We start from the raw sequence: 10,763 nt of genomic DNA, 5'->3' as shown, positions 1-10,763 counted from the left end.
CTGCGTTGATAGGCCGAACCGCGCTTGCAAAGGCCGCGGCCCCTGCAATGCCAAACATTGCTGTCAAGAAGGATCGCCGATCCATAGAAAGCCTCCCAGTGTTACACAACTCTAATGTTACCAACTCTTAAGGCGCGCGGCCGGGAAAGGCAGGCTTTGCGCCCGGTACAATTGGGTTCGCCAACCGCCGTGCGGCTCGCGAACCCTATCAGCACAGGAAGGGACGTAGCTGCGCCGATCTGCAAAAATGTCAGCCAAGCACTATTCCGACCACGAGAAAGATGACGGCGGCCCCGAATAGCGGTGCGAGCAACCAGCGCGCCTGGCTAACACTTCTATCCATCTGATTTCTCCGAACTTTCCGGAGAAACAATAACGTTGGAAGCAAGCTGTTCCACGCAACACCATGGGTAAGACCATTGCGTTTTACGATCAGACTTAAGTCCTATGCGCCGCCCGACCTAAGCCTCAACCCGGAACGTTTGAGGTTGCCCCAAGTTCGGCTTGGAGGTCGGCTTAGACGATGTCGTGGTGCGCCGGCCGCAAAGAGGAGAAAATCATGAGAATGCATCTTACGGGCGCCGCTGCGGCGTTGTTGCTCTTGGCCGGTGTCGGCGTGGTCGCGGCTCAGGACGTAGTAATCACGCCTGAGCAGGATACGGTCATCCATGAGTATGTGAAGAAGCAGCCCTTGGCATCGGTGAAGATTCCCGGCGTGGAACTCAACATCGGCACAGCGCTGCCCGACACGGTCGAGCTCCATGAAGTGCAAGTGCCCGACGTCAAATACCGCTATGTCGTAATCGACAATCGGACAGTTCTGGTGGATCCGGGCACTCGCAAGATTATCAAGGTCTACGACTGACCAGCCTTATGGCTGAAGCCCGTCGCAGCAAATTGCGACGGGCTCCAAAGTCTCGCTGTCAGGCTTCGGCAGGTGATCGAGGCTTAAGAAGGCGAGAAACCGTCAGTGCGTGGTCCCTACAAAAAAGCGCCTTCAGAGCTAGGCTCGGCGCTTAGAACGCTTAGAAAGAGCCTGCAGTAGGCCCGCTTCGTAGGTGATCCCATTCCGGAAAACGCCGACGATTTCCTCAGCGAGGTGTTCCCTCTGTTCCCTGTCTTCTTGGCGAGGAAGCGCTCGTTGCATAGTTGGTCGAACACCCGCTGGAGCAAGTCCAGATCAGCGGGCTCAAATACCCCGCTGTAACGCTGCATTGGCATTTTGCCGCCCTCAAACTCGGCTTGATGCAGAACTATCCCACATAACGGATTTGATCAATTTCAAACTGACCGAACCTGCGCGCTCTGGTCCTTCTTAGCCACGGCCACTGTCGTCAGCCTCTCGAAAGTCCTGCAGCGAAGCGTGCCGCAAATCTTCCTCACCGCGGAGGTGCTTCACGTGGCCGATGATGCCCGGCCTGACCCATTGCGTCGCCGGCCGCTTCATGCCCTTCGGCGGCGGTCCCGCCTGTTCCTGGACGCGTTTCCAAAGTCGTTCGCGCATCTCGCGGTTGAGCGTGATGAAAGCCGAGCCGACATAGCGGCGTACCTCGCTCTGCCATCAGCGAAGGCCGGTTTGCCCGCTTCGCGCTCGACGCCGAGCAATTCATATTCGTCAATGGAATAGCATTTGGCCTTCAGCCAGTTCGTTGACGGTCCTGACCGGTATCTGCTGTCCTTGCGCTTCGAAACCATGCCTTTAAGTCCAGCTTGGTCCAGCAGGTGAAAGATGGCCTTGGCTTCGCCCGGCAGCGCTCCGCTGAACTGAATACGCCCGCCGCGCTCAATCATCCCGGCGAGAATCTCGCGACGATCGTCCAGCGGCATGTCGCGCAGATCGTGGCCATTGAGGTGCAGCAGATCGAAGGCAACGAAATAGAGGTCAGGCTGGCGCCAGGTGATAGCCTTGCGCAGGGCTGCGAGCCGACAGGCCCTTTTCGTTCAGAACGATGATTTCGCCGTCGACTATGGCGCTTTCGGCGCCGAGGCTTTTGGCCTCCTTCACCAGGTCGCGATACTTGGCTGTCCAGTCATGGCCGTTGCGGGTGTAGATCCTGGTGCCGTCGTCGTCGATGACGAGCTGCGAGCGGTAGCCGTCGAACTTGACCTCGTGAATCCATCCATCGCCTTCGGGAGGCGTCTCCACCAAGGTAGGCATCAAAGGCGGGATGAACTTCAAACGCATGCATTGAACTCGCAAAACCGCGATTCAATTAGCATGCCCTGATATGGTTCCGGAACATTTTAGCTCAAATGCATGTTTCAATGGTTATGAAGATCGAAGCCGACGAATGCCGGGCAGCACTGACGCTGATCCGGCGCACGATCGAAGAAAACTGCCCGCCCGGCGTGCTGCCCAGCGAGGAGATGGTGAATGGACTCTATGGTCCGGATCTGATCCACGAGGCGGAAGCGCTGGCGGCTGCCATCGTCGCAACTATCGACCTGATGCAATTGCGCGTGATGATGAAACCGTCTTCCCCCATTATCAAATCGTAAGCCGCCACAGGGAAGCTCGCCAGCGCGCGTTTCCGCCGGCCGCTGTCCTACACCGCTGCCTCGTCCTTCGTGTCGACGAAAGCCCTCTAGTGGCCGGTGCGGATAGGGAGTACAGTTCTCTTCCAGCCTTGGTTTGGACTTTTCAACCATGGCAAGAGGGTAGTTACTCGCAATTCGTTTCTCATTCGCACGAAGAGGAGCGCTTCTTTTGCAGAGCATCCAGAACCGCCGCCGTTTCCTGGCCGGCCTGACGGCCGCCGCCGCCGCCAGCCTCGTCGGCGCTCCAACTCGAGCTTTTGCCGAGCCGCCGCCGGAGACCACGCGCATTCGCTTGGCGAAGACTCCTAGCATCTGTGTGGCGCCACAGTATGTTGTCGAGGAACTTCTGCGTGCTGAGGGCTTCACCGAGGTTGACTATGTCGTCGCAGGCGCCGGTGCGGCCACGGCCTCCGCGGTGGCGAATGGCGAGATCGACTTTAGCCTCAACTTCGTGACAAATTCGATCGTCGCCTTGGACTCCGGTGCGCGGCTCACTCTGCTCGGCGGCGTCCATCCCGGCTGCTTCGAGTTGTTTGTCAAGCCCGGGATCGACAGCGTCGTCGATCTGAAAGGCAGGAACGTCGGCGTCCAAGGGCTCGGTACGGGCCCACATCTATTCCTCGCTAGCATCGCGGCCTATGTCGGGCTCGATCCGGCGCACGACATCAACTGGGTTGTGAACCCGGCGGTCAAGCCCAAGGAGCTGTTCGCGCGCGGTGACGTGGATGCCTTCCTTGGCTTTCCGCCTGACCCGCAGGAATTGCGGCGCAGCAAGGTCGGGCACGTGATCGTCAACAGCACTGTGGACCAACCTTGGTCACAATATTTCTGCTGCATGCTGTCCGGCAACAGCGATTTCGTGGCCGCGCATCGGGTTGCTACCAAGCGTGTGCTGCGCGCCATTCTCAAGGCTGCGGATCTGTGCACCGACGCGCCGGCGCTGGTTGCCGAGCGCTTGGTCGCGGGCGGGTTCGCCAGCCGCTACGATGATGCGTTTGCAGCGATCAGCGACCTGCCTTACCGGAGGTGGCGCGAGTACGATTCAGAGGACGCCGTTCGTTTCTATTCCCTGCGGCTTCAAGAGGCAGGCATGATCAGGTCGACTCCGCAGACGATCATCGACAGCGGCACGGACTGGCGCTCTCTCGCCGAACTTAAGCGGGAGTTGAAGACCTGAGCACTTTGAAGTCCCGCGCGTCCTGGCGCCCGCCTGTGGCTTGGGAATTGCGCTCTCATTGGCGTGAGTGCAGATTGCAGCCAGCCGGGGGAGTTCCCAAACCCGCTCCGGCCAGGCCCGGTTGCCGTCCCCTGTGTCACCCATAGCTGTGCGGCAGCCGGGCCGTCTGCCATCTCAACCAAGCCTGCTCGCCTCCTGCCTGTAATTCGCGAACATCGGCGTCCAATCGGCCGGCGCTGGTCGGCCCAGCGTGTCCAGGCGCGCGGCCAGGTCGCTCGATCAGATCGCTATCGCGCATATTAGCAACCTCTTGACGAACCGGTAGGCCGCGCCAGAAATCCTATGCATGGCGCGGGAAATCAATATCGGTGACAGGGTGGCAATCTTCGCCACTGTGGGCAAGCGCATCCACGATCGCGTGACCCTGCACATCCTTACGGCCAACAATCCCTATTCGATCGTCGATCCAAAGGCGAAGCCAGGCGACAGGATGAGATTCGAGGGCGACGTTGTCTACGTTGACGAGGATCTAGGTCGGGTGCGGTGCAGGTGCTCGGCCGCGTCACGGTCGAAGCCAGTACGGTCGAACTGGTGAGAAAGTGCCAACGGCCGAAAGGCACGGCGCCGCTGATCGACGAGCGCTTATAGAGGCCGCGAACTGGCAACCGATGGGAGGACTTCGATGATCAATAGTATGCGTGGTTTGATCCTTGGCTTGGCTGCCCTCGTGGTCACCTCGTCATTTGCGCAGGCAGCAGGCGACAGCATCGCCGGCCGGAAAGTCATGACGCAATGCCAAGTGTGCCACGGCAAGGATGGCATCGGCAAACTGTCTTACACGCCCAATATCTCCGGGCAGAAGTACGAGTATCTTGTCCACTCGCTGATGGCTTACAAGATCGGACAGCGCAAGAGTCAAATGATGTCGGCGGTCCCTGAGCGATGAAGACATCGCCAATGTTGCGGCTTACTATACCGCGATCAAGATCACCGTCGAAGTTCCGCAGTGACAAGTATAACCAAGGACAGCGATGTGGAATCAGGGCGGCGGACTTCGGTAAATATATATGTCCAGTCGTGTCTTTTCTACGCCTGCCCCTCGGCCACCCCTTAAACGCCTCTTCACCTTCGGCGTGATCTCGCCTTGGCCTCGTCCTTGGTGGTCAGCACCGTGCGCCAATGCGGCTTCTCGAACACGCTGACGATGTAGGTTGTGACGGGCTTTTCAGACATCGGATTTGGTCCTTCATCCTTTGTTGACCGTATTAGCCCACGATAATAATCGGACATGGTAGGTAGTTCGTACATGCCACAAAGGCCCCGGCGCATTCACCCTGGCGCCGGGGCCTTCTTGGTTAAAAATGTACAGACGAATCCCGTTGCACCGTAGACCGAATGGATTATGAATCCCGCGTTACCATTCTGTTTCCATCCCTTGGATAGGAGGTTGCATCATGGACCAGCCAGGTAATCAGGTATCGTCTTTCGAGTGCGATATCATCCGCAGCGCCTTCATAAAATCCGTCCTCGAACAGAACATTCCCGAGGACCAATGGCGGGCGAAAGCCACGCTTTTGATCACCGAGTTTATGGGTAGCGCCGACATTGAACCCGAGCTGCTGGAATGGATCGTGCGGAAGTAGTTCGTTCATCCACCGTAGCCGTCGCGAAGGCCTTGGGGTTGTCCTTCGTGGTAAAGCGAAGGTTCCTCATCAGGCGCGGCGTCAATCGAGGCAATTGCGCGCGCTGCCTTGTCTTCCGCCAGACCTAACAGACAATCGATCTCCAACATTCTATGGATGTGACCTCTTGCGCTGACATTTCGTCGGAGGACATGGAGCGCGTCTCGCGTCTCGCATAATGTGGTTCGAAGCGTGAGTGGCATCATAAAGCCCGCCTTAGTAGACCCAACCTACCGCGGCACTGTCGGTTCCGTACAATTCAAAATATGGTGGCGGGATAAACAGCGGCGGCTAGCCCCGCGCCCAGCACGAGAAATGGACTCGATTACCGCGCAATAGAGCGTATTCTACCTTATGTCGGCGCTCGTGAGGGGCATCGCCGCTTGGGAGACTAGACTGCACTCTCGCCCATTTTGAGGGTTGAGAGATGCTTCGTATCCCGCAAAGCGAAATCCTAAACCCGGAGGATTTAGCGACCTGCCAGCGCGTGTTCGACAGATATGCGCCGATGCCAGGTTGGACCGCAAATCGGTGGATGGCGAGATTCTGGCGTTAACCGTACTGAACATCTTTCAGAGCGGCATAACTGAGGATGATGCTGAATTGCTGGCCGCAGTACGCGTGCGCCGCAAAGACTTCACGAAGCTACCTAGCTGACCTATTCCGTAGGTAAATGGCCGGTGCAGTTGGGCTCTTTGGGTGGGCGGACCACACCGGCCACTTGCGGGAAGGGTCGAATCTCCCCCGCATTCCTAAAATTACCGGCATATCAGCAACTACGCAATTACGCCTATCGGCGGTACAAATCTCTCGCGCTGCACTCGCACTCTCACCGCTGCATCAAAAGAAATTGAGCTAAATAGTTCAACATCGCCGGCTATTCGAGTGCTCATGACGAAGCTTGCGCAACTCGGGCCGCCAACCGTCTGCCGACGCCATGGCGACCAGCCCACCGATGACCGCGACCACTTCTACGCCGGACATGCGACCAGTGGGTGGACCGGCGCGATTTGAGGCAAATCATCTGGCACAATCAGCGTGGGCACGAACCGCTGGAACTGGACGCCTGAAACGAAAAAAGCCCGCCACGGAGGAAGCCGTGACGGGCCTTTGTCGACTATCTGCCTGGTTGAGGGGACCAAGCAAGATCAAACTTCACCTTCTGCAACAGGTTCCAGCCTTACGCAAAAAGCCCGCCACCTTTCGGCAGCGGGCTAAGGTTGGAGAACCACTGGGGGACAGTGATACCAGTCGAACGTCGTCGGCGCGACAATGTTCCAACGATCTGGAAAAAGGCCCGCCCGGAATGGGATACGGGCGGGCAGGGTCACGCAGAGTGCTGGGATCCAGCATCGGGTCAACGAGCGGCGGAGGGGTTGGTTGCCAGGCGGCGGCCCAACCTGGGACGAACGCCGATCTCTCGGCGAAGTCCGTTTGGAACCCCTCGCCCGACGACGTTCAGGCTTCTATGAAAAGAAGGAGGCCTATGTATCATGGACTGGAACCGCGTCGAAGGAAACTGAAGCAAGTCAAGGGTAAGGTCAAAGAACAGCGGGGCAAACTCACTGATGATGATCTCGATCGCATCGCGGGCAAACGCGATCAACTCGAATGAAAGATCCAAGAACGCTACGGCATCGAAAAGGATCGAGCCCGCCGTGATATCGATGACTGGTGGGGTCGGCAGGGCGGTAGGTTCGCACGTCGGCTAAGGCGTGGCGCCGGCCCCTCGCCACTTATGATTGACAGGGCGGAGACCGCGCGTTCTCGCGGTGCGAAACTTGACACCCCGCTGCCGCTCAACCGCGGGCAGCGGACCACTTTGGGCGAGATGGAAGCCCCTACTTAGCTTTGCAGGGCCTGGAGTTTTGAGCAGCGTAATTCGGCGCGACGTGGCGGCCATGGTCGCCGACCGCTCGTGGACGAGGCTCGAGGCACATGACGAGCCAAATAGTTTCCTCGCGCCCAAGGCACCTCAGCCGCGTGGTATGAAGGCTTTCATGCCCTTCTTGATTGCCCTGCGAGCTTCTGCGGCGTTCTGCCAACCCTTGAACTTTATGGTCTTGCCGGTTCCAAGCACTGACGAGTGAAAGAACTGTTCGATTTCGCGCCGCAAATCATCGGGAACATGATCAGCCGCCACCGGCTCATCCGGAGCGGCCTCTCTATGGGGACAGAAGACATAGCGATCGTTGCGCAATATCTTCCCGCCCTCGTCCTTCTGCTTGACGCGCAATGCGCCTAGCAAATTGCATTTGATCACGACGCCAGGCGCGGTGGATGCCTGATGGATCACCAGGCCATCGAGAGGATCACCATCTTCGCCCAATGTGGACGGGATGAAACCCCAGTCATAGGGGTACATCATGCCCACCGGCAAAGGGCGGACATAGCCAAAAACCAGCGTTGCAGGATCGAAGGCAAGCTTCGCCGTCGCACCGCGTGGGGTTTCGATCACCACGCGAATGAGGCCCTTGGTGGTTGTCGGCAGTTTCAGGTAGTTGGGCATCGAGATGCATTCTAATTCGGATTTAGGTGGCCGCAGATTCCATCTGCTCACACAGTACGCGATGGAACTTCAGAGCGCGCGGAATGTTCCGAAGAGAAGAGGTCCCAGATATGACAAAACCTTCTCTGCACGTGCTGAAGGGAGTGGGTTATCTCATCTCGACGATGAGCGTCTTCATGCTCGCCATTGTAAGCTGGTCGAGCGCTTCGAAAAGCTACGTGCTCACAGCATGTCTGATTGGCGGCGCGGTCTTATCCATCATCGGTATGTTCTGCCGCTGGCTGACATATGAGATTGAGAAGCGCCGAGAGAACAACTAGCCGGCGGGAGTGTGGTTGGTCCGTTGTAGATGAAAGCGGAGCATAAGCGTGCGGAGATGGGGCATCGTGCAGATCAAGGCATTGTCTCGATCTAGGAATGCGTCGCCCGGTCGCCTGCGAGGCGCCGACCCGCGAGTTTCTTGTTGTCCTCACACACCGGAGAATCACCATGCCGAAGGACCAGACCAAATCCCAGGATACTGACCGCGAGGCGATGCACCTTGCTGAGATGACGGACGTGTCGCCGAACCAGGCAAAGGACCTGTTGCGCGAACATGGCGGCGACAAGAAGAAGGCCACCGAAAAGGCAAAGAATTCAAGGCTGAGGGATAGCGGTGCAGCAGGGCAGCGCTGGACGGCAAAGCAAGAGAGGCTTTTGCTGTACTGGCGACGAACCTCGGCGCCCTGGTTGAACGCGGGGTTAAGTAAGGCCCATTGGCTTCGAAGGCGGAAGGGAAACAGCAGCCGACCGAAACGCGGTCCTCACTCCGTGCTGCATCAACGACAGAAGGCAGCAAAGCGAGCCTGCGGTCGGAGCATGGAGGGCGTGGACGCGACGCTGCCTGGCCATCAGAGATCCCGGCGCTGGGCTGGAAGGATGTCTTCTGGCGGCTGTGGGAAGGATCGGATTTTGCTGGTGGCGGCCGCGCTGCCTTCTATCTGCTGCTGGCGCTATTCCCGGCGCTGGCGGCGTTCATTTCGATCTATGGATTTGTCTCGGATCCAGTGACAGTTGCGGATCACGTCGCGTATCTCGGCGGATTGCTTCCGTCGGGTGGGCCGATCTCATTCGCGACAACTGCAGGCCCTGGCCAAACAGAAACCGAGTGCTCTCGGAACCGGCTTCTTCATCGGCCTTGGCATCGCACGCTGTGGAGCGCCAACAGCGGCATGAAGGCGCTCTTCGACGCCATGAACATTGCGTATGAAGAACGCGAGAAACGTCGCAGACACATTGGGCGAGAGTGCAGATTGATGCTTCGGATCGGGGATTCTCCATTCTTTAGTGCCCACCGATCTGAACGCTGCTCACTCTGATGAAGCAGTGCTTACACCCGCAATGTTCGGAGCGTGATCGAATAGCGATGCTCGGCCAAAGGCGGAATGCTGTGTTCCCATTCGCTGCGCGCCGGGCCTGACATGAGGTAGACCGATCGAGGTTCAACCATGATCGCGTGGCGAGAGCGCGGAAACGAGGAACGTCTCGTCGTCAGCGGTGATGAGTTCCGGCAGGTGTGGAAGCCATTCGGCAACGCGTTGGCCGAACCGAACAGGTCATTCTGGAAATGGGTGGCTTTCAAGGTAATACTGCATAGATGGTTTTGCGCCGAATGTTAGACAAGGATCCCAGGCCGTGCCACCAAGCCGCTACCGGTCCGATGGCAGCGGAAACCGAATACAGTTCGCCTGCCTGAGGTCGAACTTTCTGCTGGCGGATAAAGGTGGTCAATAGCCACCGATGACCGGCAGTATCTCCCCGGTGATGTAGCTCGAACATTGCGGCGATGCCAGAAACACATAGGCCGGTGCAATCTCTTCCGGCTGCGCTGGGCGCTTCATCGGCGTCTTCGCACCAAACTTCGAGACGTCGCCAGCCCGCTTTTCAGACGGGTTGAGCGGTGTCCACACGGGCCCCGGCGCTACTGCATTGACGCGGATACCCTTGTCGATGAGGTTGCTTGACAGGGCTCTTGTGAAGGCGTGAATACCGCCCTTGGTCATCGAGTAGTCGATCAGCTCTTTCGACCCGTCTATACCGGTTATCGAGCCGGTGTTGACGATTGCCGAGCCGGCCTTCATATGCGCCACGGCCTCCTGGGCCATATGGAAATAGCCGTATAGGTTGGTCTTCAACGTCGTGTCGAAATGCTCCTCGGTCAGGTCGGCAAAATCGGTCGAATGAACCTGGAATGCTGCGTTGTTGACGAGCACGTCGAGCGCTCCCAGTTGCTTGACTGTATCGGCCACAGCTTTCCGGCAGAAGGTACGGTCTGTGACATCTCCGCGGAGAATGATGCAGCGGCGGCCTTCGCTTTCCACCGCCTGTTTTGTCACCTCGGCGTCGCCATCCTCCGAAAGATAGACGATCGCAATGTCTGCGCCTTCGCGTGCGAAGAGAACGGCGACCGCACGCCCAATACCGGAATCACCTCCGGTGACCAGCGCCACCTTGCTCTCGAGCTTGCCAGAGCCGCGCCAGAACGGTGCATCGTATAACGGAGCTGGTGTGATCTCCGCTTCATGTCCGGGTTTCGGATGATGCTGCTTTGGAAATGGCGGCGCCGGATATTTTCGGGCACCGGCCTGCATCGCGCCGGCGGCGGTTGATTTCGGTTTGGTTCGATCATCCGCATCGACCTTGCGCTGTATAAGCCGCTGCTTTTGCGTGGCTTTAGACGTGTCAGTCTTGGTGGCGGTCGACATCGATGTCTCCTTGGGTTGCCAGCAACAACGTCCGTTCAAGGAAAAGGTTGACCGTTGCCGCCGCAGAGACGTCGACGTCTTCCATCAGCGTGTTTATTTGAGGCATCGGTCGA

The 10,763-nt window shown here is 58.2% G+C and carries 14 protein-coding genes and 1 pseudogene; 10 read left to right on the top strand and 5 right to left on the bottom strand.

Features of this window, described 5'->3' with window-relative positions:
* Nucleotides 1–559 precede the first annotated feature (559 nt).
* Nucleotides 560–865 carry a DUF1236 domain-containing protein gene (locus AC1D10_RS34910; protein WP_477279771.1) on the top strand — a complete coding sequence of 102 codons (306 nt, stop codon included), beginning with the start codon at nt 560–562 and terminating at the stop codon, nt 863–865.
* Nucleotides 866–1,443: 578 nt separating this feature from the next.
* Here AC1D10_RS34910 and AC1D10_RS34905 read toward each other — a convergent pair.
* Nucleotides 1,444–1,836 (bottom strand): DNA ligase-like domain-containing protein, encoded by a 393-nt coding sequence (locus AC1D10_RS34905; RefSeq protein WP_477279775.1) that lies wholly within the window; start codon nt 1,834–1,836, stop codon nt 1,444–1,446.
* Nucleotides 1,837–1,882: 46 nt separating this feature from the next.
* Nucleotides 1,883–2,185 (bottom strand): ATP-dependent DNA ligase, encoded by a 303-nt coding sequence (locus AC1D10_RS34900; RefSeq protein WP_477279769.1) that lies wholly within the window; start codon nt 2,183–2,185, stop codon nt 1,883–1,885.
* Nucleotides 2,186–2,265: 80 nt separating this feature from the next.
* Here AC1D10_RS34900 and AC1D10_RS34895 point away from each other — a divergent pair, with 80 nt between their 5' ends.
* The 6 genes and pseudogenes from AC1D10_RS34895 to AC1D10_RS34870 form a co-directional block, all read left to right on the top strand.
* A complete protein-coding gene (locus AC1D10_RS34895; RefSeq protein WP_477279767.1) occupies nt 2,266–2,499 on the top strand; it encodes a hypothetical protein in 234 nt (77 codons plus the stop codon).
* 208 nt (nt 2,500–2,707) lie between these two features.
* A complete protein-coding gene (locus AC1D10_RS34890; protein WP_477279765.1) occupies nt 2,708–3,715 on the top strand; it encodes an ABC transporter substrate-binding protein in 1,008 nt (335 codons plus the stop codon).
* 346 nt (nt 3,716–4,061) lie between these two features.
* On the top strand, nt 4,062–4,310 hold the full coding sequence (locus tag AC1D10_RS34885) for a hypothetical protein (RefSeq protein WP_477279763.1): 249 nt from the start codon (nt 4,062–4,064) through the stop codon (nt 4,308–4,310).
* A gap of 87 nt (nt 4,311–4,397) precedes the next feature.
* Complete coding sequence (locus tag AC1D10_RS34880) at nt 4,398–4,661, top strand: c-type cytochrome (RefSeq protein ID WP_477279761.1); 264 nt, start codon at nt 4,398–4,400, stop codon at nt 4,659–4,661.
* 508 nt (nt 4,662–5,169) lie between these two features.
* Nucleotides 5,170–5,358 (top strand): hypothetical protein, encoded by a 189-nt coding sequence (locus AC1D10_RS34875; RefSeq protein ID WP_477279759.1) that lies wholly within the window; start codon nt 5,170–5,172, stop codon nt 5,356–5,358.
* 1,532 nt (nt 5,359–6,890) lie between these two features.
* Nucleotides 6,891–7,084: pseudogene (locus tag AC1D10_RS34870) on the top strand (CsbD family protein); the annotation flags it as partial.
* Between the two features lie 288 nt (nt 7,085–7,372).
* On the opposite strand, the gene AC1D10_RS34865 reads toward AC1D10_RS34870, so the two are convergent.
* On the bottom strand, nt 7,373–7,906 hold the full coding sequence (locus AC1D10_RS34865) for an inorganic diphosphatase (protein ID WP_477279757.1): 534 nt from the start codon (nt 7,904–7,906) through the stop codon (nt 7,373–7,375).
* A gap of 110 nt (nt 7,907–8,016) precedes the next feature.
* Between AC1D10_RS34865 and AC1D10_RS34860 the strand changes: the two genes are divergently transcribed.
* The 3 genes from AC1D10_RS34860 (at nt 8,017) to AC1D10_RS34850 (ending at nt 9,264) form a co-directional block, all read left to right on the top strand.
* Nucleotides 8,017–8,226: a hypothetical protein gene (locus AC1D10_RS34860; protein ID WP_477279755.1), complete on the top strand. Its 210-nt coding sequence runs from the start codon at nt 8,017–8,019 to the stop codon at nt 8,224–8,226.
* A 169-nt stretch (nt 8,227–8,395) separates the two neighbouring features.
* The gene (locus AC1D10_RS34855; protein ID WP_477279779.1) at nt 8,396–8,956 is read left to right on the top strand and encodes a hypothetical protein; all 561 of its coding nucleotides are present in this window, start codon (nt 8,396–8,398) and stop codon (nt 8,954–8,956) included.
* Nucleotides 8,839–9,264: a YhjD/YihY/BrkB family envelope integrity protein gene (locus tag AC1D10_RS34850; protein WP_477279773.1), complete on the top strand. Its 426-nt coding sequence runs from the start codon at nt 8,839–8,841 to the stop codon at nt 9,262–9,264. Before AC1D10_RS34855 ends, AC1D10_RS34850 begins: the two co-directional genes overlap by 118 nt.
* Before the next feature lie 11 nt (nt 9,265–9,275).
* Here AC1D10_RS34850 and AC1D10_RS34845 read toward each other — a convergent pair whose 3' ends face one another.
* Together AC1D10_RS34845 and AC1D10_RS34840 are read right to left on the bottom strand one after the other, a co-directional pair.
* Nucleotides 9,276–9,527, bottom strand: coding sequence for an alpha-ketoglutarate-dependent dioxygenase AlkB (locus tag AC1D10_RS34845; RefSeq protein ID WP_477279753.1), 252 nt, complete (start codon nt 9,525–9,527; stop codon nt 9,276–9,278).
* 145 nt (nt 9,528–9,672) lie between these two features.
* A complete protein-coding gene (locus AC1D10_RS34840) occupies nt 9,673–10,650 on the bottom strand; it encodes an SDR family oxidoreductase (RefSeq protein ID WP_477279751.1) in 978 nt (325 codons plus the stop codon).
* Nucleotides 10,651–10,763 lie beyond the last annotated feature (113 nt).

The organism is Mesorhizobium sp. P2_A8 (assembly GCF_056404935.1).
This window is presented reverse-complemented; position numbering and strand designations above follow the sequence as displayed.

Bases quoted from the DNA above. Each gene is read 5' to 3' on its own strand.
- AC1D10_RS34910 (WP_477279771.1), top strand. From the start codon at position 560: ATGAGAATGCATCTTACGGGCGCCGCTGCGGCGTTGTTGCTCTTGGCC.
- AC1D10_RS34900 (WP_477279769.1), bottom strand. From the start codon at position 2,185: ATGCGTTTGAAGTTCATCCCGCCTTTGATGCCTACCTTGGTGGAGACG.
- AC1D10_RS34895 (WP_477279767.1), top strand. From the start codon at position 2,266: ATGGTTATGAAGATCGAAGCCGACGAATGCCGGGCAGCACTGACGCTG.
- AC1D10_RS34885 (WP_477279763.1), top strand. From the start codon at position 4,062: ATGGCGCGGGAAATCAATATCGGTGACAGGGTGGCAATCTTCGCCACT.
- AC1D10_RS34880 (WP_477279761.1), top strand. From the start codon at position 4,398: ATGATCAATAGTATGCGTGGTTTGATCCTTGGCTTGGCTGCCCTCGTG.
- AC1D10_RS34875 (WP_477279759.1), top strand. From the start codon at position 5,170: ATGGACCAGCCAGGTAATCAGGTATCGTCTTTCGAGTGCGATATCATC.
- AC1D10_RS34865 (WP_477279757.1), bottom strand. From the start codon at position 7,906: ATGCCCAACTACCTGAAACTGCCGACAACCACCAAGGGCCTCATTCGC.
- AC1D10_RS34860 (WP_477279755.1), top strand. From the start codon at position 8,017: ATGACAAAACCTTCTCTGCACGTGCTGAAGGGAGTGGGTTATCTCATC.
- AC1D10_RS34855 (WP_477279779.1), top strand. From the start codon at position 8,396: ATGCCGAAGGACCAGACCAAATCCCAGGATACTGACCGCGAGGCGATG.
- AC1D10_RS34840 (WP_477279751.1), bottom strand. From the start codon at position 10,650: ATGTCGACCGCCACCAAGACTGACACGTCTAAAGCCACGCAAAAGCAG.